The 17508-nt window shown below is 44.7% G+C and carries 27 protein-coding genes; 8 read left to right on the plus strand and 19 right to left on the minus strand.

The window, feature by feature from the left end:
* Positions 1-8: 8 nt before the first annotated feature.
* The 14 genes from B2M23_RS00120 to B2M23_RS00170 all read right to left on the minus strand — a co-directional run bounded on the left by B2M23_RS00120 (position 9) and on the right by B2M23_RS00170 (position 5747).
* Entirely contained in the window at positions 9-572 is a 564-nt protein-coding gene (locus B2M23_RS00120; RefSeq protein ID WP_038350796.1) for a CHC2 zinc finger domain-containing protein, read from the minus strand.
* Positions 569-1018, minus strand: coding sequence for an ERCC4 domain-containing protein (locus B2M23_RS00125; RefSeq protein WP_038350797.1), 450 nt, complete (start codon positions 1016-1018; stop codon positions 569-571). Before B2M23_RS00125 ends, B2M23_RS00120 begins: the two co-directional genes overlap by 4 nt.
* 15 nt (positions 1019-1033) lie before the next feature.
* Positions 1034-1552 (minus strand): hypothetical protein, encoded by a 519-nt coding sequence (locus tag B2M23_RS00130; RefSeq protein WP_038350798.1) that lies wholly within the window; start codon positions 1550-1552, stop codon positions 1034-1036.
* Between the two features lie 3 nt (positions 1553-1555).
* Positions 1556-2197 carry an ATP-binding protein gene (locus B2M23_RS00135; RefSeq protein ID WP_038350799.1) on the minus strand — a complete coding sequence of 214 codons (642 nt, stop codon included), beginning with the start codon at positions 2195-2197 and terminating at the stop codon, positions 1556-1558.
* A gap of 2 nt (positions 2198-2199) precedes the next feature.
* A complete protein-coding gene (locus tag B2M23_RS00140) occupies positions 2200-2397 on the minus strand; it encodes a hypothetical protein (protein WP_038350800.1) in 198 nt (65 codons plus the stop codon).
* Positions 2398-2399: 2 nt separating this feature from the next.
* Positions 2400-2624 carry a hypothetical protein gene (locus B2M23_RS00145; protein WP_038350801.1) on the minus strand — a complete coding sequence of 75 codons (225 nt, stop codon included), beginning with the start codon at positions 2622-2624 and terminating at the stop codon, positions 2400-2402.
* Positions 2608-2766, minus strand: coding sequence for a hypothetical protein (locus tag B2M23_RS21020; RefSeq protein WP_154557134.1), 159 nt, complete (start codon positions 2764-2766; stop codon positions 2608-2610). The genes B2M23_RS00145 and B2M23_RS21020 overlap by 17 nt, the downstream gene beginning before the upstream one ends.
* Entirely contained in the window at positions 2756-2944 is a 189-nt protein-coding gene (locus B2M23_RS00150) for a hypothetical protein (RefSeq protein ID WP_038350802.1), read from the minus strand. The genes B2M23_RS21020 and B2M23_RS00150 overlap by 11 nt, the downstream gene beginning before the upstream one ends.
* Positions 2928-3242 (minus strand): hypothetical protein, encoded by a 315-nt coding sequence (locus tag B2M23_RS00155; RefSeq protein ID WP_038350803.1) that lies wholly within the window; start codon positions 3240-3242, stop codon positions 2928-2930. Before B2M23_RS00155 ends, B2M23_RS00150 begins: the two co-directional genes overlap by 17 nt.
* A 246-nt stretch (positions 3243-3488) precedes the next feature.
* Positions 3489-4382 (minus strand): SPFH domain-containing protein, encoded by an 894-nt coding sequence (locus B2M23_RS00160; protein WP_038350804.1) that lies wholly within the window; start codon positions 4380-4382, stop codon positions 3489-3491.
* 442 nt (positions 4383-4824) lie between these two features.
* A complete protein-coding gene (locus B2M23_RS21025) occupies positions 4825-4968 on the minus strand; it encodes a hypothetical protein (RefSeq protein WP_167617711.1) in 144 nt (47 codons plus the stop codon).
* An 85-nt stretch (positions 4969-5053) separates the two neighbouring features.
* On the minus strand, positions 5054-5185 hold the full coding sequence (locus B2M23_RS21615; RefSeq protein ID WP_278286441.1) for a hypothetical protein: 132 nt from the start codon (positions 5183-5185) through the stop codon (positions 5054-5056).
* The gene (locus B2M23_RS00165) at positions 5182-5400 is read right to left on the minus strand and encodes a hypothetical protein (protein ID WP_052237035.1); all 219 of its coding nucleotides are present in this window, start codon (positions 5398-5400) and stop codon (positions 5182-5184) included. Before B2M23_RS00165 ends, B2M23_RS21615 begins: the two co-directional genes overlap by 4 nt.
* Positions 5401-5558: 158 nt before the next feature.
* The gene (locus tag B2M23_RS00170) at positions 5559-5747 is read right to left on the minus strand and encodes a helix-turn-helix domain-containing protein (protein WP_038350805.1); all 189 of its coding nucleotides are present in this window, start codon (positions 5745-5747) and stop codon (positions 5559-5561) included.
* A gap of 231 nt (positions 5748-5978) precedes the next feature.
* On the opposite strand from B2M23_RS00170, the gene B2M23_RS21720 reads away from it, so the two are divergent.
* The 5 genes from B2M23_RS21720 (at position 5979) to B2M23_RS00200 (ending at position 9849) form a co-directional block, all read left to right on the plus strand.
* On the plus strand, positions 5979-6590 hold the full coding sequence (locus B2M23_RS21720; protein ID WP_317985600.1) for a helix-turn-helix transcriptional regulator: 612 nt from the start codon (positions 5979-5981) through the stop codon (positions 6588-6590).
* Positions 6583-7293: an ImmA/IrrE family metallo-endopeptidase gene (locus tag B2M23_RS00185; RefSeq protein WP_038350806.1), complete on the plus strand. Its 711-nt coding sequence runs from the start codon at positions 6583-6585 to the stop codon at positions 7291-7293. The genes B2M23_RS21720 and B2M23_RS00185 overlap by 8 nt, the downstream gene beginning before the upstream one ends.
* 140 nt (positions 7294-7433) lie before the next feature.
* Positions 7434-8057 (plus strand): Ltp family lipoprotein, encoded by a 624-nt coding sequence (locus B2M23_RS00190; RefSeq protein ID WP_038350807.1) that lies wholly within the window; start codon positions 7434-7436, stop codon positions 8055-8057.
* Positions 8058-8140: 83 nt separating this feature from the next.
* Positions 8141-8635 (plus strand): PH domain-containing protein, encoded by a 495-nt coding sequence (locus B2M23_RS00195; protein ID WP_224168780.1) that lies wholly within the window; start codon positions 8141-8143, stop codon positions 8633-8635.
* Between the two features lie 167 nt (positions 8636-8802).
* Positions 8803-9849 carry a tyrosine-type recombinase/integrase gene (locus B2M23_RS00200; RefSeq protein ID WP_038350808.1) on the plus strand — a complete coding sequence of 349 codons (1047 nt, stop codon included), beginning with the start codon at positions 8803-8805 and terminating at the stop codon, positions 9847-9849.
* Positions 9850-10001: 152 nt separating this feature from the next.
* On the opposite strand, the gene B2M23_RS00205 is transcribed toward B2M23_RS00200, so the two are convergent.
* Both B2M23_RS00205 and trhA read right to left on the minus strand, forming a co-directional pair.
* Positions 10002-10601, minus strand: a complete 600-nt coding sequence (locus B2M23_RS00205; protein WP_038350809.1) for a zinc dependent phospholipase C family protein — start codon at positions 10599-10601, stop codon at positions 10002-10004.
* 472 nt (positions 10602-11073) lie between these two features.
* Positions 11074-11730 (minus strand): PAQR family membrane homeostasis protein TrhA, encoded by a 657-nt coding sequence (gene trhA / locus B2M23_RS00210; RefSeq protein ID WP_038350810.1) that lies wholly within the window; start codon positions 11728-11730, stop codon positions 11074-11076.
* Positions 11731-11877: 147 nt separating this feature from the next.
* On the opposite strand from trhA, the gene B2M23_RS00215 reads away from it, so the two are divergent.
* Complete coding sequence (locus B2M23_RS00215) at positions 11878-12450, plus strand: DUF1836 domain-containing protein (RefSeq protein WP_038350811.1); 573 nt, start codon at positions 11878-11880, stop codon at positions 12448-12450.
* Here the strand turns inward: B2M23_RS00215 and B2M23_RS00220 are convergent, their stop codons facing one another.
* The 3 genes from B2M23_RS00220 to B2M23_RS00230 all read right to left on the minus strand — a co-directional run bounded on the left by B2M23_RS00220 (position 12451) and on the right by B2M23_RS00230 (position 15430).
* Positions 12451-13584 (minus strand): murein hydrolase activator EnvC family protein, encoded by a 1134-nt coding sequence (locus tag B2M23_RS00220; RefSeq protein ID WP_052237036.1) that lies wholly within the window; start codon positions 13582-13584, stop codon positions 12451-12453.
* Positions 13585-13633: 49 nt separating this feature from the next.
* Positions 13634-14563: a permease-like cell division protein FtsX gene (gene ftsX / locus B2M23_RS00225; protein ID WP_227208016.1), complete on the minus strand. Its 930-nt coding sequence runs from the start codon at positions 14561-14563 to the stop codon at positions 13634-13636.
* Positions 14564-14749: 186 nt separating this feature from the next.
* Positions 14750-15430 (minus strand): DUF1638 domain-containing protein, encoded by a 681-nt coding sequence (locus B2M23_RS00230; protein ID WP_013379074.1) that lies wholly within the window; start codon positions 15428-15430, stop codon positions 14750-14752.
* A gap of 164 nt (positions 15431-15594) precedes the next feature.
* Here B2M23_RS00230 and B2M23_RS00235 point away from each other — a divergent pair, with 164 nt between their 5' ends.
* Both B2M23_RS00235 and B2M23_RS00240 read left to right on the plus strand, forming a co-directional pair.
* Complete coding sequence (locus B2M23_RS00235) at positions 15595-16158, plus strand: 5-formyltetrahydrofolate cyclo-ligase (RefSeq protein WP_038350812.1); 564 nt, start codon at positions 15595-15597, stop codon at positions 16156-16158.
* Between the two features lie 21 nt (positions 16159-16179).
* Positions 16180-17496, plus strand: a complete 1317-nt coding sequence (locus tag B2M23_RS00240; protein ID WP_038350813.1) for a bifunctional folylpolyglutamate synthase/dihydrofolate synthase — start codon at positions 16180-16182, stop codon at positions 17494-17496.
* The last annotated feature ends 12 nt before the right edge of the window (positions 17497-17508 follow it).

Genomic DNA, 17508 nt, shown 5'->3' on the forward strand with positions numbered 1-17508 from the left:
ACCGCCCTTTACACGATACTTTCTACCAGATATTGCTGGTATTCTAATTTGTGGCACGCCTCGACATAGAGCGGATGAAAAGGTTCATCCTCTGATTTCGGGGCGTATTTTATTTTGTTGGCGTCCAAACGCCAGAGTTCTTCCAATAAGGTCATCCGTATTTCTTCAGCTTTTTCCTTTTCCCGATCAGCGGTCCGGCGTTCATGCCGGAGCTTTGCGATGGCCCGGCGGCTCCGGAAAGCGCTGTCTTTTTTGTGTTGATTCCGAGAGGATTCTGCAGATTCCAATTCCGGGTAATCTTCCCAAAGCCTGAAATGCCCGTTGATCTCCTCCAGTGCCGCCTCAAAGGACAGGCCCCGGTACAGCTCCACAAAATGCACCAGACCGCCCTCCGCACCGCAGACAAAGCACCTGAACCCAAAGTCCGTAAAGCTAAAATTCCGGTCTTTTCCGTCATGAATGGGACACGGGATGCGGTGGTGTCGGGCATTGCTACCTAAACCGTACATCCCGAGGATCTCCCGCATGGTCAGAGTGGCCTTGATGAGATCGGCCTTTTCCTTGGTGGTCATGGCTGCACGCCCAGCAGCTCTAAAATTTTAGGGCCGGACTGCTCCGGCGTGCAGAACTCAAAGCGGACGCCGTGGCGGATCTGAACGGAATTCAGGATTTTATACAGGGTTTCGCCTTTTACCTTTCCATGAACGTTATGCCAGTCTTTTGCGTCCTCCAGGCATTTTGCTTTTTTGTCAATCACCAGAAAGATCAGCTCAATGCCATGCGCCTTTGCCTCAACAATCTCCCGCTTAACGCGGTCATGATCCTTTGAGGCGAAGTTCCCCGCACACTCTTCAAAGCCTTTTTTAGTGTCAATCACCCGCGACATATTGGTCAGCAGGCCATAATCACCATATGGAAGCTTGGACCGCAGGACGTTGATCCCGCGGTCTTTGAAATATTGGTGGGCTTCTTGATACTTACCTTTTTTTTGTCGTGTATCTTCAATGATGGTCAGCATGTCTTGCCTCAACGATTAGAAAGGGAGTTCATCGTCTGGAAGCGGGTTGAAACCTGCCATTGGATTTCCGGGGTCTTTGATGGGTTTAAAATCCGGAACCTTGAATTCACCTTTTCGAATGGCGTCCACGGAACGGGTCGCTTCGACATAATAACGCTTTTTGCTTTTCCCATCCTGCCCAATATATTCCTCATCACCGATGGTTAGCCCGACGGTTTTTGACAATAGGTTGTTTTCATCATTATTAAAAACAAAGCCTGGGTTACTTTCTTTTACGGCAGTTAAAAAACCTTTGAAAAATGGCTGTGCTTTAGGTTTATAGGAGCGAATAAAATTTCCTGCCCAAAAGTTTAAGGAAGCGGCCAGACGGGTGAAATAAGATTGATGTTCTCCTTCGAGAATATCGAACTCAACTTTTAAATATTCCTTATCCGGGAAGTCTTCCACCCCTGTAATCACACAGATGTACCCACCTGCTGGCAGGCGTTCAAATTCTTCGGCTTCTTTTACGTTGTTCCAATCAATGTTTTTCATGTTTTAAAATTCCTCCAATGCTTTAATTACTTTCGTGATATCATTATCGATTTCTTTGTCCTCAAAAGCGCCCATGGGGCTCTTGGCCGTGCTGTTATCCGACTGGGTTTCAAACAGATATTTCCCGTCCACACATTTTGCCAGTAATACGGTCGTAAACATGGACTCAATGCTGATCTTATCCAGCTTCTTCCCGCTGGTCTTCATCCGGGTGAACGCAAAGCCGCTGTCGTCCCGTTCGGTCTGGGTGTGCGCGGTAAAGATCACGGTCAGATCCTCCCGGAGCTGCTGCCCCATGGCGACCATCTCCTTCACTGAAAAGGCTAAATCCTGCCATTTGTCATAGCCTTTTTCTTTCATGCGTTTAAACTCATCATCAATCATCACCCAGTTAAGGGTATCGATGACAATGGTTTTAATCTGGGGCTTTTCTGCGCTGATCTTGACTAACGTCTGCGTGATGGCGTCCGCATTGCTGGAGGCCCAGTAGTTGCCATTTTCCTTGTTGTACTGCTTCCGCCAGCCCTTCCAGGACAGACCTTTTTTGTCGCAGTCAATGTAAAAGGTGGTTTTGGGGTTCAGGTTGCGCATGGACGTGGTTTTCCCGGAACCGCTTTCCCCCATGATTAAAATCATTCTTGACATCTCTATTCCTCCTTATCAAACACAACTCGATCAACAGACTGCGTGATGATCAAGCTGGCGATGTCCTTCATGGACAGCGTGCTTTCATTATAAATATCCACCAGTGCGTTGTAGGCTTCCGCCGAAAGTCGGATAACGCACCGCTCTTCTTTAACTATCGGCGCCTTTTTGCGGGCCGGAATATGAATCTTATCATCCATTTTTAGTCCTCCTCCTCGATAATTTCAATCGGGCAACTCTCCCCGACACCGTGAAACGGGTACAGCAGCCACTCCTGTGTGATCCGGCAGCTGTGCCGTTTGGCATAGTCCTCATATTTTAGATAAGGGCAATACTGGCATCGGACGCAGTCTTCCGGAAACGGAATGTTAATGACCGCTCGGCCAATCGTATAATAGGACACCCCGTTCTTAAATCGATCGTCCACGATGACTCACCTCCATCGTCTCCCGTACATACCGAAGCACAGTCTCAATATCTGCCGACAGGTGCGGGTTGCCTTTTAGCATCTTGATTTTATAGGCCTCAAGGCGTTTAGCCGCCTCAAGCACTTTTACGTTACGTTTCATCGTCTTCCTCCGCATCCACCCGCTCCACGCAGTTTTCACAGCCGAAAACCGCTCCAGAACAGTCCCGGTAAAAATAATCGCACTCGCAGCCGCAGGCTGGGCAATGCGGCGGATATTCGATGTCCACATCGGGGTAACCGGTCTGGAGCGCTCTGGTAATGTCAGGATGCTCGATCATTTCGCATCTCCTCAGCTATAGTAACGCTTTTTAACGCCTTTACACGCTGGAGCATTTCGGCAAGACTGATCTCGCTATAGCGCGATTCATTCACATCTAAATCAATTTCAGCTCGATATGTTTCTCCACTCTCGCCCAAAACCCATCCTTTAGGATGGACATCAATCTCAATTACAGAAACGTGTGGGCTTATATCAAGAAAAACACATAAATCCCCCTCCTTGTTTTTTTCTTCTCCGTTTATTTCCATTACAACATCAAAGATTTCCGTTAATATTTTTTTCTTTTCAATATCCATTTTGCTTTCCTTTCCGCCGCTTCACCAGCGCCTCTTTGCGCTGTTTCCATGATTCCCGGACACAGTGCGGGCACACAAACGGCTCGTCTAAAATCGGCCAATGCGACTCATAAATCAGGCCGCACTGGGTGCATTGCTTCTCATACGGAAAATACATTTGCATTTTTCCTCCAAAGGGTATATACTTTTATTAGTTAGTTTTGATATTGGCTGGGATGACGTGTGGGCGTCACCCGGCTTTTCTTATTAATTTCCTACAAAACTAGAAATGTCCAACATTGTATTGCCATCCATTACCTTTGGCATTTCGCCATTCCATTTATCAAGGAACTGTTTCTGTAAGACCTCTGGACTAATGGATTCCTGTAATTTTCGATTGGCTTCAGCTTCCGCATTGGCCTTTTCGATGTTTTTCTTGTTTTCTATTTCTTGCTGTTCATAAGCCAGTTGCGCTTTCTGTTTATCTGCGATGGCCGTTTTATAACTTTCCTCAAAATCGGCTTCGTTAATGGTTACCTTATTGATGTGTAAAACCCCTTCTCCATATTTGCCGTTAACGGAGTCTTGAAGGGCTTTACAGACCGCAGGCTCAATCATGCCACGATTGGTTGCTTCCGCGTCCTGCAGCGTCGCTGAGGCGCTTTTGATGGCCGATGAAACCAATGCGTTGCTGATTAAAGATTCTTTATAATCCGCTACATTCGCAAAAATCCATGCGGACTTTTCTGGCTCAATCTGGTAAGAAACCACAATGTTTTTGTACCAAATGGCGGTACGATTTGCGGTCTCTCCCCAAACCTGATCTTCGATCGTCTTGTCTTGAAGCTTGTTGTTCACGGTCTCGATTTGCTGAACAAATGGGATTTTAATGCTAAAACCGTTCTGTACAGGCTGATCGCTAATCTGTCCGAAAGTTGTTCGAACACCTGTGTAGCCTGTCTTAATCACAACAACCATTTGCGAAGAAACCAGGCATATCACACCTGCCAAAACAAGCGCCATTACGGTCTTTCCGACTCTCTTTCTAGCCGCTTCCTTCTTTTCTGCTGCCATATAAAAAATCTTGTCTTCTTGCATATATTTAAAAACGAACGCGGCAATAAGTAACAGCGCACCAAAAATTAATAAAATCCACATCATAATTTCTCTCCTTATTTAACCCGCGGTATTTTCCCCGCCGCGTTGCCGGTTTTCAAAATCCATTAAAGCAATTCAGGCAGACCACCCGCTGCCGTGCCGGGATTGCCCGTAGGCAATGACAAAATCATTACTCATTTTTTTACGACTTAAATTGGAGTGAGCGGATTACCCGACGCTCCCCGGGACTGTTAATAAATAGCTTTACAAACCGATTTAGTTTTTTTTATTTCCGCGTTTTGAGCCTGCGGATAAGGCTTAACTTAAAGTGGTAATATGGCGTCGCACGGCTTTGCTAGGGTGGAATCCCTGTGTATAAGATCATTGTTTTTTCTCCGTTTCTGTGGTAGAATAATCGTGTCGTTTACTACATGGTCTCTTTATAGCAAAATTGCTTTGGAGACCCGAGGCCCCACTCATAGCACACTCTTTTTATGGGGCCTTTTTATTTGTTAAAATCTTTTGCAACCACGATCACCAACCAGGCGATTGTTCCAATTCCAATCCCGATCAACCCAAGCGCAAAACCGTAAATCTTTGCGCCTGTCTGGCATAACGAAATCAAAATTTCCAACATCAATCCTTCCATAGCCACCCCTTCCGGACTACCAGGCAGATGCCGCTGTAGACAGCGATGCCGAGGAGGACGAAGGGTAGGCCTGCTGTTGATAGGTTCATGCGATCCCCTCCAGTTCCATGATCTTTATAGCCGTTTCCAGTGCCGATTTTCCGCTATTTTCTTTCAAAGCTTTATCCAGCCGTCGGTAGAGTTTTTCTAAGGCTTTCGCTTTTTCAATATCGTTCATGAGGCGGCCTCCTGATCAAAAGTTCCATGATGCCCGATATACTCTTCCAACAGCTTTGGTGAAATATGGTACGTGTATTTTCCTCCTGGGTTCTGCACAAAAGAGCCAATATTCAAGGTTCCCTGCCGCATTGCTCGTCTTACATAGTCTTCAGTAGCACATAAGCGTTCAGCCGCCTCTTTCACCGAAAGGCGTTTTTCCGGATCATATCTCATTCTGTTTTCCTTTCCCCCACCGGTACGATTAACAGGGCCGCGTTATGGTAAAAGTCTGTTAGCGTGTGTTTAACCAAGGCAAGCTTGATACGTTCTATATTTTGAGGAGGATTTAACGAGGGTTGCGACCCTGTTAATGCTACCGGCGGGTTTTTGATTTAATCTTCTAAAAAATACTCAATCGGAACACCAAAGTAATCGGCGAGAATTTTTAGTTTGTCGATCTTTGGAACACTTCTCCCCGTTTTCCAATCTGAAAGTGTTGCTGTGGAAATTCCCGTTTCTTTTGCTACCTTATATGATGTAATCTTATACTTTTCTAGCAACATTTCGTATTTTCTATACACTCCTTTCCCCCCTTTCTACAAAATAGCTTGCAAGTATTACGGAAATGTGATATATTTTAGTTGCGAAACAAAAACAAATATCACATTTATCCGTGACACTCGACTATCTTTTATATACCTCGGTTTTCCTTGGTATGCTGTAACTATATCACGCATTTCTTAGATAGTCAAGGTGTTTTATCACGTATTTCTTTGATATTGTTAATTTAATATGATACGGAGAGATAAATTATGTATGAACGCTTTGCGCTTTTATTAGCTGAAAATAACGTTACCCCATACAGAGTGTCAAAGGATACGGGTATAGCCACTGCAACCTTATCCGATTGGAAAAACGGCAGAAGCACTCCTAAGAATGACAAGCTTCAAAAAATTGCCGACTATTTCAATGTCTCATTAGATTGGCTTACTGGAAATTCAGATTATAGAAATGTGCAAGATTTAATTAAATCTGAGTCAAATGACAACGGATACCTTGCTTTTTCGAAACTTTTAAATGAGAGGGGCGTAACAGCCTATAAAGTATCAAAAGAAACAGGGGTTACCCAATCCACTTTAAGTGACTGGAAGAGAGGGCGCAGTACCCCAAAAACAGATAATATGAAAAAAATCGCTGATTATTTTGGTGTCTCAATCGATTATCTTATGACCGGAAAAGAATCCAACGACGAGAATACCTCTACCGAAAAAGACTACGCTAAAAACGAAACCGAAAGAAAATTACTTGTGCTTTGTCGAAAAGCAAATGATGTTTCAGAGGAAGAACGCGAAGATATCATTAATCTCTTTGAGAATACAATTGATTTATACTTAAAAGCCAAAGGAATCAAAGGTGATGAATAACGGTTATGCGAAAAAGCCGGACTTTGACAAGTGTATCGAGGCCGCCACAGACCTACTCTACCGACAGGATGACCTTTTCATATTTCATCTTGACATAAGAAAATTAAAGTATGACCGAACCATATATTTTGATTCTGTTCAAGGTTATTGTGTACGGGTTGGTGTTCCGATCCGGCGGGTAATGTTTGGGAAAAACAGACTTCTTAAAGAAGGATGTACCGTTAAAGGCGATGATTTTTATCTTGTACTCTATAATGAAGACCGTCGTTCCTTTGAGCGGCAGCAATGGACCATGGCGCACGAAATTGGCCACATTTATTTAGAGCACGAAAAAGACGAAGATAAAGAAGAAGCAGAGGCGCATTGCTTCACCGGACAGTTGTTTATGCCCGACTACAGCCTATACCGGATCGTCAAGGATTTTAATGGCGCCTGTGCTGATATAGCCGAGATATTCCGAGTCTCAAATGCCGCCGCCCAAAGAAGATGGAACACCTTTTTCAGAAAAAGAACCGTCCATGCCGGAAAAAAAGATCAGGCCATCTGGGAAATGCAGAGAGAAAAAGTAGAACTGTATTTTTACTGTAAACAAAACGGGCTTGCCTTTAATCGCGAATTTTTTAAATATGGAAAGAAACGGGACCTTCTAAAAACAGCAGATGTGATCAGCTCATTTTCAGAACTTTCAAATCTTTTTGTTTAACAAAAAACTCTTCCATTCTGCCGACATTGAGATAGTGATATGATACTAGGACAAAACTTTAGTAAAATGCTAGAAAACATTTTCATCTATCCTCTATTAGTGTATAATGATAATATCTATATTTTTAGGAGGAAAAAGAAATGAATGAAGAAATGAACAACGGCGGTAGTGTTGAAAAAACACCTTTTTACAAGAAGAATTGGTTTGTAATTTTACTGATCATCTTTATACCACCCGCTGGGCTCATTATGATGTGGGTTAATAAGCAATTTGGAAAAACAGCAAGAATTGTATTAACAATAGTTCTTGCTATTTATTCGATCATTTGGTTGACCACATTGTTCACTCCCAAGCCAACACAAACAACACAGCCAGAACCAACCACACAAAGTCAAGCGCAGCCAAGTGCTAACGTGTCCGCAACCGCAGCACCGACACCTGAACCGACACCTGCTGTTCCAACAGAGTATAAATCGGCTCTAAAAAAAGCTAAATCTTACAGTGACACCATGTACATGTCAAAACAGGGTCTTTATGATCAACTCACATCGGAGTACGGAGAAAAATTTTCAGCTGAAGCTGCCCAATATGCGGTTGACAATTTAGATGCGGACTATAATTACAATGCCTTGCAAAAAGCTAAATCATACCAAGAAACCATGTCCATGTCCCCAGAAGCAATCAGGGATCAATTAACGTCTGAATACGGTGAAAAGTTCACCCAAGAAGAAGCGGATTACGCAATTGCTAATCTTCCGCAATAAGTAAAATCGTCCCTGTGTTTTGATGAACAGGGACGATCACTCAATTTCTACAAAAGCTACTAAAAAAGAATAATCAGGAGGAAATGATGGCTTTAAAAGATTTAATGGACAAAACCAGCAATCTGATGGAAAAAACATCAAAATCAGCAGGCGGCGGAATTGCTCAAGGATTAATGGGAAACGCCCAGGAAATGAACAAGGAAAAGGTACAGTCTGAATACGGTATGTATTTAATGTCTGGTGAAACGGTAAAAATCGGGTATCAACTACTGAGAGACGTTTTTGTTGTTACTGATCGCCGGATCATTGATTTTGACAAGCAAGGCGCTACAGGTAAAAAAATGAGCATCAAGTCGATTTATCTTGATTCAATCGTAGGCGTTGAAGCTGAGACCGCTGGCGCTGGTATTGATGATAGTGAAATCACTATTCGCTATATTACGACCCCGTACCATAAAGCGCACTCATTAAGCATGGACTCTCGCAAATTCGAATTTCCAAAAAAATATGATATAACCAATCTGTATAATCATTTACAGCAGATTGCTTATGATAATTACGTTCGTATAAACCAGTAAATAAAAATAACGCCCCCTACCCTGCAAGGTAAGAGGCGATAACATAGATTCCCGGGATAGGACCGGTACAATCTACCCTAAGCAAGTTAATTGTACCACATTATCCCGGTATTTTCCAATATACCGGGCATTTTTATGCCCAAAAACAGAAAAAGGAGTGATATTTTATGCGATTACCAAACGGTTATGGGGGCGTTTCAAAGCTTCCTGGCAACCGGCGAAATCCTTGGCGGGCAAGGGTTACGATCGGCTGCGAGTTACTTCCAACCGGAAAAACAAAGCAACTTTACAAATCAATTGGGTACTATCCCACCAGAAAGGCAGCACTAGAAGCCCTCGCTGATTACAACAAAAATCCTTATGATCTTGCACAAGATCAATTAACATTTAAAGAAGTATATGAAAAGTGGTCTGAGGAACATTTTGAGGCCATTGTCCCGAGCGCGGTTCGTACCTGGAAAAGCGCGTATCGTTATTGCGAACCGCTTTATAACATGAAAATGAAAGCGATCCGCGTAAATCATCTCGAGCAAACAATTAAAAATGCAAAGGTAGGCGATTCCACAAAGGGACGCATAAAGTCCCTCTTTAATCTCATGTACAAATATGCTATGAAACATGAAATAATCGATAAGAATTACGCTGAGCTTTGTGATAGCATCAAGGCGCCAAAACCTAAAATTAAAAGGACCGTTTTCACGGATAAAGAGCTTCAAGTCTTATGGGATAATCTCGAATTTCCATTCGTTAAAATGATACTTATAGGAATCTATTCAGGGTGGCGCCCTCAAGAGTTGGCATCTTTAAAAACTGAAGATATCAATCTGGAGGAACGCACAATGTTCGGAGGGCTCAAAACAGATGCTGGAAAAAACCGTTGCGTCCCCATTCATTCGAAGATATTTCCTCTTATTTCATCGATATATGATAAAAGGAATAAATACCTTTTTAATGATGAAAATGGACAGCAAGGGACGTACATGACATATGAAAAATATCGTGGTCGCTTTAAAAAGATTAATGCCAAATTTGGCTTTGATCACAAACCACATGACACAAGACACTCTTTTGTAACTTTCGCCAAAGAGGCAAATATGGATGAATATATTCTCAAATTAATCGTAGGGCATGCGATCGAAGATGTTACCGAGAAAGTCTATACACACCGTACAATGGAACAGCTAAAAAGCGAAATTGAAAAGATCAATAAGTAACAATAAACTTAAATAAAAAAAGGTCTATAATACTCACTTAAGACACAAAATATCACTTGAACCCGCATAAAACTGTCATTCCTGCTTCCATCGAGGAAGCTATGAAATAATTCCGACAAACAAAAAACCTGCGATTCATCTCGCAGGTTTTTTTAATGGACTAAAAAGCCCGGTTCCACATTAAAGGCGGCGTAGTAGCGTGTGGTCATGATAGTGCCGACGGTCTGGAGGCAGGCGGACAGGGCACCCTCTGCCTGGGCCCTGTAGGAGGGTCTTCCGGCCAGATAGGCATCGTTCATCTCCTCAATCTTCCGAAAGATGTCGCCGGTTCCGGAAACGGAAAAGCTTCTGGGCTGCCGCATGGTCTCGCCCAGCTCCTTTTCGTGGAGCATACAGTAGCGGTACAGCCTTTTCTCAAACAGAATATGTTCCTTCAGGTTTCCTTCATAGCGCTCGGTATGGGCCTCGCAGAAAAAATCCGCGCAATAGTGGCAGATGCTGCCAAGGCGCTCTGCCAGAAAAAAACCGGCGTCGAAGTCCATAATGTCGCCAGCCTTAATGGCCGCGTCGATGGCATATCTCAGATGCTCAGAGGCATATTTCCTTTCATGGGGATGAAAGACAAAGCTAAAAGTGAGGTCCGGCGCGATATTTCCAAGCAGAAAGCCGGCACGGTTCAATGTGATTCCATAGTTTTCGTCAAGGTATTTCCAGATAATTTCTCCAAATATCAGGTGTGTTGGTTTGTTCATTAAGTGTTCAGCTCCCCTGTATTAAACTTGATTTACCTTTATAATACACCATAAAAGTTAAGAAAATACAATCCAAATTATGAAGATTTTCCTAAGATTTTACATTGCATTTATTATTTTAACACAAACCCGATAAGTTATTTACCCTTAACAAGTAAATTTATTCTGGAAAACCTTTTCTAAAATATTAAAACCGCAACGCCTTAAAACAAGACATTACGGTTTCAGCAGCAGTTAAAATTATTTCCATAAACCAGTCTATAACAACTAACATCGGGAGGTAGTACTTCAAAACATACATAACCTTTAACCTCTGATAGACATTTTTTAATAAATATTTATTTTCGTTCAACTTTGTTTGTATAAAAGATTCTTCGCCGTTAAAAAATCCCTTTAACTCTGAGAAGTTAGTGATTATGCGTTGTTATGGAAATTTCTGGCCTCCAAAATTCTATATGAACAGTGCCACAATTCAGGCCGGCATTAAAATATAGCGGAAAACAGCGTAATAGTGGCAAAGACTCCCCATCATGACAAAGACATGGAACACCTCATGAAAACCGAATTCCGGCCATATATTGGGCTTTTTAAGGCCATACATAACCCCGCCCACCGTGTACATAATACCGCCGAGCAGTAAAAACACAAATCCGCCGGTGGGCAGCGCATCGTAGAGCGGCTTGAGGGCAAAAAGGGCAAACCAGCCCATGAAAATATAGAGGCCTGTGTTCAGCCACCGGGGCATATTGATCCAGAAAACCATCATCAGCACACCAATCACCGCAACCGCCCAAATCGCACTCATCAGCGCCACCCGGGTGACACCTGTCAGGCACAGAAGGCAGAACGGCGTATAAGAGCCGGCGATCAGCAGGAAAATCATGGAATGGTCTGTCTTTTTCATGCGTATGATTTTTTCAGGTGAACCGTGGATGGCATGGTAGGTGAAGCTGGTCGTATACAGGGCGATCAGGCCAAGTCCAAAGGCCAGCACCGAGGTCAGTGTCAGGGCATTGACTTCTTTTTCAACAGTGATAAGGATCAGCATGGCAATGGTGCCGATCACGGATAAGACGGCTCCGATCAAGTGGGTCAGCGCACTCATCGGGTCTCTGAATTTTTCGATCATTTTGTGTTACTCCTTATATAGTTTTTAAAACTATGTATTGCGTTCTTTAAAATATATCACAACCTGTATACAATGTCAAATACGTTTTTGATGTTGTCTTTTTTGTGGCTTTAGCGTAAAATAAATAGAAATAACAAGGAGGTCTCCATGACAGAAGAACAAATTTTTGACTTGATTGACAGCCTGCAGCTCGACAGCCAGATCACCATACAGGATATCCCGGATCTGGACCTTTACATGGACCAGCTCATCACGCTTTTTGAAAAACACCTGGCTCCCACAAAGCGCAGGCCTGAGGACAAGCTGCTGACTAAGACCATGATCAACAATTATACTAAAAACAAGATTTTAATCCCGGCCCAGAAGAAAAAGTACACGGTGGACCACGTGCTTCTCATGCTCTTGATCTACCAGCTAAAACAGGTAACCTCCATGGAGGATATCAAAACGCTTTTTGGCTTTCTCAAAAAAGGAGAGACAGTGGATCACGAGAAGCTTCAGTTTGTTTACCAGAAATTCCTGAATAGCCAGGCTGGACAGCTTGGCGCCGTAAAGGACGATGCCCGCCGTATCGCTGAAAATGCCAAAGAAAAAACCGCCGACTCCGATATGGAATCGACGGATTCAATGCTGATGTGTCTGTTGCTGTTTCAGCAAAGCCTTAATTACAAACGCCTCGCTGAAAAGCTTCTGGATGAAATGGCCCCGGACACGGAATAACTATTCTACGTAGTTCCAGTTTTGTCCCGGATAATAAGCCAATGGATCGACAAAGTTATCATTGACCATCCATCCAAAGTGAAGATGGGGCCCGGTGGAATTACCAGTGCTGCCCACATAGCCGATGATGTCGCCTTTGGAGACAGTCGCACCCACTGAGGTAGCGATTGAAGACATATGGCCGTACAGCGTGGCCAGCTTATTACCGCTGCCGTCTGTCCCCATGTTGATGACCACACAGAGACCGTAGCCACCGTTATCCCCGGCGATGGACACAGTGCCGTCTCCGGCCGCCAGGATTGGGGTGCCATAGCTCACAGCCACGTCAACGCCTTGATGGTTAGACCATTCGCCCGTAATCGGGTGGATACGTCCAGCAAAGGGACTGCTGATATTAAAGGCCTGAGAGTTATCCGGTGAGATTGGCCAATAATACTCACCTGTCTGGATAAAATCACTCGCCTTTTCTCCGCCCATCTGCTGGGCAATACTGTCCGCCGCTGCCTGTTCAGCCGCGATACCAGCCTTGTATTCCTCAATCAGCGCCTGGTTTTTTGCCAACAGCTGATTCTGCTGTTCCTTTGCCTCATTTTGAACCGCTTTGGCCTGTTCTGCCGCTGCTTTATCCGCTTCCAGGCCAGCATTTTTTTCTTCCAGTTCTTTTTTCGTATTTTCAAGAGCGGTTACCGCGTCCTTATCAGCCTGCATGACATTTTTCATCATATCGGCCCGGGCGATAAAATCCGTGAAATTATTAGAGGAGAACAGTACCTGAAGGTAACCGTCATTCCCGTACATGTACATGACACGGAGACGTTCTTCCAGTTCCTTTTCCTGTTTGTCCTGCTGTTCCTGCAGCACGGCGATCTGCGCCTTACGGTCTGCCATACGGGCGTCCAGATCAGCGATTTGGCTGTTGATGGCATCGATGGCCGCATTTGACTCGTTGACCTGTTTTTCAATTTCAGTCATACTGGTTTTAGTCGCCTCCATCTGAGACGACATATCTTTAATTCTCTGCGCACTTTCTTTCAGCTTTGCCATCAAATCGTCATTCCCCTCCGCGAAAACAGGGGTGCAGATCATCAGAAAACATAATAATCCTGCCAGAAAACCACACATTTTTTTCTTCATAGACCTTACTCATCTCTCCTTCTTCGTACTAACAATTACACATTTATCTCTAAGCATTTAAGAATTTCCTGATTGAGAACAAACTGCCAAAGGCGCCGATAATAATACCGTACACCAGACAGAACACAAAAATCGGGCCCATAATCAGCGCCGGAGATACCAGGTCGCTGTTCATCGGCATATTAACCGCGTTGGTGACATAGGCAATGGCATAGTAGTAGCCTGTGCGTATGATCAGCATGGCTACCAGCGCCCCGAGACATCCGAGGAAGGTCCCTTCCAATATAAAGGGCAGCCGGATATACCAGTCCGTTGCACCAACATACTTCATGACCCCTATTTCCCTTCTTCTGGCAAAGCAGGTCAGCTTGATGGTGTTATAAATAATGAAGACTGAAATGACGGAAAGCACTGCCAGTATGACAATACACAGCGTATTGCTGAACTTGCTGAAGCTTACCAGCGCATTGACGTATTCCTCACCATATTTAACATAATCGACTCCCTGGGACGTCAGCCCCTCAGCGTAGCTTTTAACACTCTCCAGATCCTCAGGATTCTGTACCTGGACAATAAACGATGCGGCCATCGGGTTATTGCTGCTGTCATAGCCCTTTAAAAGGCCTGAATAATCATCGAGGCTCGAAGAGAATTTTTCCAGGGCTTCGTCCTTGCTCTCAAAGGAGATGCCTGTCACCTGGCTGTTACCGCGAAGCGCCGTCTCAACCGAGGTTTTCTGATCCTCTGTGTATTCTGTTTTCATAAAAACACGCAGCTCCATAGCGGATTCCACATTTTCTGTAATGTGCTGGAGATTCACGGTGAAGATCACAAAAATCCCCAGAATGATCAGAGCCGCGACAACAGAAAGAATGGAGGCGATACTCATCAGATTATTCCGCTCAATGCTTTGAGCCGTATCTCTGAAAATACTTTTCAGCATCGAAAAAAAATGATGCTCCTTTTTTCTTTTTCCCATTAACATTCTCCCTCTCATCTGCACCCTCTTAGACGCAAATTATTACACAGCCCTCATAAAATTTTACAAATTATTTATTTCTGCTGTACTATTATAGGTCATTTTACTTATAAAAAACTTTAAAAAACGTTGAAATCTGAAAGTATTGTAACAGTTATATTTAAATTGTAACAAAAAAAACAAGTTTTAGCAAGGCAAACGTAAGCTTGCGCCGTCAAAATCATGATAGGTAGTCTCACGCCCCGGTGGGATCACGCAAAAGTGTTCCTCATCCCAGTTACCCATCAGCAGTTTTTCGATGGGGCTGATGTCCCCCTGCTTGACAACCGGTTCCAGCTTAATGGTCTCAGCGATCTTATCCACCCTTGGCTTCGCCTGGTTAAGATCATAGGCGCCGGTGTCAATGAGCATCAGATATTTGTAATGCCGGTAGATCATGTCCATGATTTTCCGGGCCCGCTTTTCGCCAAAGCGTTTGTAATTGTAGTCGATCTCCCACTCTAGGCTCTGCTTGCCGTCCAGCCAGCCCCTTGTCAGAAAATAGGTGGTGGTCCGCACCCGCTCCAGATTTTCAAGGTTCGACAAAAACATGTCAATACAGTCCCCATATTTGGGAATGATCATGGTCGCGCTGCTGCTTTTTAATCCCACCAGGCCATTGCCACAGTTGCCATAAGCAAACAACAGCTCCTCGGCCTCCGGCTCTGCCTTGTCAATCTCTGCCTGAAGAGCGTCCCTCAGGTTTTCAGGGTAAGCGTGCAGTGTGTTATCCATCCAGACGGTTTCAATGTCGACGCCGCATTTTTCCTTAATGAGCTCGACTTCATCCTTAATCGTCTCACAGGCCAATAATTTTCTTCTTTTCATTTTGCAATCCCCTCATTACTTTTTCAAGTCCCGTTTTTCATTTTCCTCATTCATAGATAAGTATAGCGCATTTAACCCCGCGATGCAAAAAATTTTCTCTATCAACCGTGTAAAAGAGATGATATAATGGGAGAAAATGCAGGTATAATCACAAAGGAGAAATTATGGATAAAAAAGCTTTTCGTCAGGAAACCTTAAAGAAACGTTCTGACATTTACTCAAAGGAAATCGACGCACAGATCATTGACAATTTCATTCACTCCGACGCATACAAAGACGCGGACTGGATGATGCTCTACGTGAGCTTCGGCACTGAAATCCACACCCACGCCCTGATTGAGAGGGCACTGGCTGAGGGCAAGCATGTGGTCGTGCCGATCTGCAACACCGCGGACCACACCATTATCCTGTCTGAGATTCTAAACTTCCCGGGTGATCTGGAGGAAGGGCATTATGGCATCCTGGAGGTTAAGGACGACTGCCGCCGCGTGGTCGTGCCCGAAAAGCTGGATCTGGTGCTGGTACCCGGCATGGCTTTTACCGAAGCGGGCAACCGCATGGGCTTTGGCGGAGGCTATTACGACCGTTTTCTTGAAACCATCCGGCCCGACTGCAAAACCGTCGCGCTGATCCGTGAAGATTTTATTTATGATGAAATCCCCATGGAACCCCATGACAAGAGTGTTGACATCATCATTACCGAAGACCGGGTCAAGACCTGCCGGTAACCAAGGAGAAAAAACAGAAAAATGAATGTACAGGAAACCATTGACTTTATAGAATCCAACGGGAAGCTTGGCATCCGGCTGGGCCTTGAAAGCATTGGCCTGCTGCTCGGTGAGCTGGGCAACCCGCAGGACAAGCTGAAATGTATCCACGTGGCTGGCACCAACGGCAAAGGCTCCGTGAGCACCATGCTCTCCACCATTCTCAAAACCGCCGGGTACACCACAGGGCTCTACACCTCCCCGGCCCTCGAAACTTTTAACGAGCGGGTTCAGCTGAACAATGTCCCTATTCCGGATGACGACCTGATGCAGGTAACCCAAAAAGTTCAGGCCGCCTGCGACGCACTGGTGGCAAAGGGTGAGCCGCACCCCACTGGCTTCGAGATCGAAACCGCCCTGGCCTTTGAATATTTTTATGAAAAAGGAGCGGATCTCTGCGTGATCGAGGTTGGTATGGGCGGACGGCTGGACGCCACCAACATCATCCCCTCGCCCGAGGCCGTTGTCATCATGAGCATCAGCCTAGACCACACCGATTATCTCGGTGACACCATCGGAAAAATCGCCGGTGAGAAGGCCGCTATTATTAAGGAAAGGACAAATGTCGTCATCTACCCTCAGGAAAAGGAAGCTGAAGACGTCATCGTAAGCTATGCCCAATCCATGAAAGCGCCCTTCACAATCGTCAACCCTGCCGATATCTGCCGGATTTCCGAAAGCCTTGACGGGCAGGTCCTGAAATATAAAAAGCCCGGCGGTATTGCCGGACTGGATACGTTCAGGCTGAAGCTTCTGGGTGAGCACCAGATTTTAAACTGTCTGACTGTACTCAATACCCTGGAAATCTTATTAAAAAAAGGGTATGCCATTCCCACATCAGCCATTACCGCCGGGCTTTCAGACGTCACCTTTCACGGACGCTTTGAGATCCTTCACCGCGACCCCATTATTCTGATTGATGGCGCCCACAATCCGAACGGCATCGAGTATTTTGTCAAAAACATCAAAACCTATTTCCCAGGAAATAAGATCAATCTTTATTTTGGCATGCTGGCCGACAAAGACATCGACCTGGCCCTTAAATACCTCATGCCCGTCACCAGCGACGTCCACGCCCTGACACCCGAAAACGATCGTGCACTTCCGGCCGATAAGATGGCTGAGCTGATTCACCGCGAGTACGGCAAAAATGTCAATTTCTACGACACCATCGAAGCCGCGGTGGACAGTATCGACCTAAGCGCAGAAGACCGCATCAACGTGTTTGTCGGCTCACTTTATATGATTGGAGTCGCCCGCACTGCCATTGTAAAAAGGTTGAAAACCGAGCAAGCCTAAACAAAAAGAGCC

Origin of the sequence: Eubacterium limosum, assembly GCF_000807675.2 — a bacterium.
In the GTDB taxonomy this organism is placed as follows: Bacteria; Bacillota; Clostridia; order Eubacteriales; family Eubacteriaceae; genus Eubacterium; species Eubacterium limosum.

What these genes read in the sequence shown, in the direction of transcription:
- B2M23_RS00140 (WP_038350800.1), bottom strand. Translation starts at nt 2,397, where the DNA reads ATGGATGATAAGATTCATATTCCGGCCCGCAAAAAGGCGCCGATAGTT.
- B2M23_RS00135 (WP_038350799.1), bottom strand. Translation starts at nt 2,197, where the DNA reads ATGTCAAGAATGATTTTAATCATGGGGGAAAGCGGTTCCGGGAAAACC.
- B2M23_RS00160 (WP_038350804.1), bottom strand. Translation starts at nt 4,382, where the DNA reads ATGATGTGGATTTTATTAATTTTTGGTGCGCTGTTACTTATTGCCGCG.
- B2M23_RS00130 (WP_038350798.1), bottom strand. Translation starts at nt 1,552, where the DNA reads ATGAAAAACATTGATTGGAACAACGTAAAAGAAGCCGAAGAATTTGAA.
- B2M23_RS00230 (WP_013379074.1), bottom strand. Translation starts at nt 15,430, where the DNA reads ATGAAAAGAAGAAAATTATTGGCCTGTGAGACGATTAAGGATGAAGTC.
- B2M23_RS00240 (WP_038350813.1), top strand. Translation starts at nt 16,180, where the DNA reads ATGAATGTACAGGAAACCATTGACTTTATAGAATCCAACGGGAAGCTT.
- B2M23_RS21020 (WP_154557134.1), bottom strand. Translation starts at nt 2,766, where the DNA reads ATGAAACGTAACGTAAAAGTGCTTGAGGCGGCTAAACGCCTTGAGGCC.
- B2M23_RS00205 (WP_038350809.1), bottom strand. Translation starts at nt 10,601, where the DNA reads ATGAACAAACCAACACACCTGATATTTGGAGAAATTATCTGGAAATAC.
- B2M23_RS00150 (WP_038350802.1), bottom strand. Translation starts at nt 2,944, where the DNA reads ATGATCGAGCATCCTGACATTACCAGAGCGCTCCAGACCGGTTACCCC.
- B2M23_RS00235 (WP_038350812.1), top strand. Translation starts at nt 15,595, where the DNA reads ATGGATAAAAAAGCTTTTCGTCAGGAAACCTTAAAGAAACGTTCTGAC.
- B2M23_RS00200 (WP_038350808.1), top strand. Translation starts at nt 8,803, where the DNA reads ATGCGATTACCAAACGGTTATGGGGGCGTTTCAAAGCTTCCTGGCAAC.
- ftsX (WP_227208016.1), bottom strand. Translation starts at nt 14,563, where the DNA reads ATGGGAAAAAGAAAAAAGGAGCATCATTTTTTTTCGATGCTGAAAAGT.
- B2M23_RS21615 (WP_278286441.1), bottom strand. Translation starts at nt 5,185, where the DNA reads ATGAACGATATTGAAAAAGCGAAAGCCTTAGAAAAACTCTACCGACGG.
- B2M23_RS00155 (WP_038350803.1), bottom strand. Translation starts at nt 3,242, where the DNA reads ATGGATATTGAAAAGAAAAAAATATTAACGGAAATCTTTGATGTTGTA.
- B2M23_RS00120 (WP_038350796.1), bottom strand. Translation starts at nt 572, where the DNA reads ATGACCACCAAGGAAAAGGCCGATCTCATCAAGGCCACTCTGACCATG.
- B2M23_RS00125 (WP_038350797.1), bottom strand. Translation starts at nt 1,018, where the DNA reads ATGCTGACCATCATTGAAGATACACGACAAAAAAAAGGTAAGTATCAA.
- B2M23_RS00195 (WP_224168780.1), top strand. Translation starts at nt 8,141, where the DNA reads ATGATGGCTTTAAAAGATTTAATGGACAAAACCAGCAATCTGATGGAA.
- B2M23_RS21025 (WP_167617711.1), bottom strand. Translation starts at nt 4,968, where the DNA reads ATGGAAGGATTGATGTTGGAAATTTTGATTTCGTTATGCCAGACAGGC.
- trhA (WP_038350810.1), bottom strand. Translation starts at nt 11,730, where the DNA reads ATGATCGAAAAATTCAGAGACCCGATGAGTGCGCTGACCCACTTGATC.
- B2M23_RS00190 (WP_038350807.1), top strand. Translation starts at nt 7,434, where the DNA reads ATGAATGAAGAAATGAACAACGGCGGTAGTGTTGAAAAAACACCTTTT.
- B2M23_RS00185 (WP_038350806.1), top strand. Translation starts at nt 6,583, where the DNA reads ATGAATAACGGTTATGCGAAAAAGCCGGACTTTGACAAGTGTATCGAG.
- B2M23_RS21720 (WP_317985600.1), top strand. Translation starts at nt 5,979, where the DNA reads ATGTATGAACGCTTTGCGCTTTTATTAGCTGAAAATAACGTTACCCCA.
- B2M23_RS00215 (WP_038350811.1), top strand. Translation starts at nt 11,878, where the DNA reads ATGACAGAAGAACAAATTTTTGACTTGATTGACAGCCTGCAGCTCGAC.
- B2M23_RS00220 (WP_052237036.1), bottom strand. Translation starts at nt 13,584, where the DNA reads ATGAAGAAAAAAATGTGTGGTTTTCTGGCAGGATTATTATGTTTTCTG.
- B2M23_RS00165 (WP_052237035.1), bottom strand. Translation starts at nt 5,400, where the DNA reads ATGAGATATGATCCGGAAAAACGCCTTTCGGTGAAAGAGGCGGCTGAA.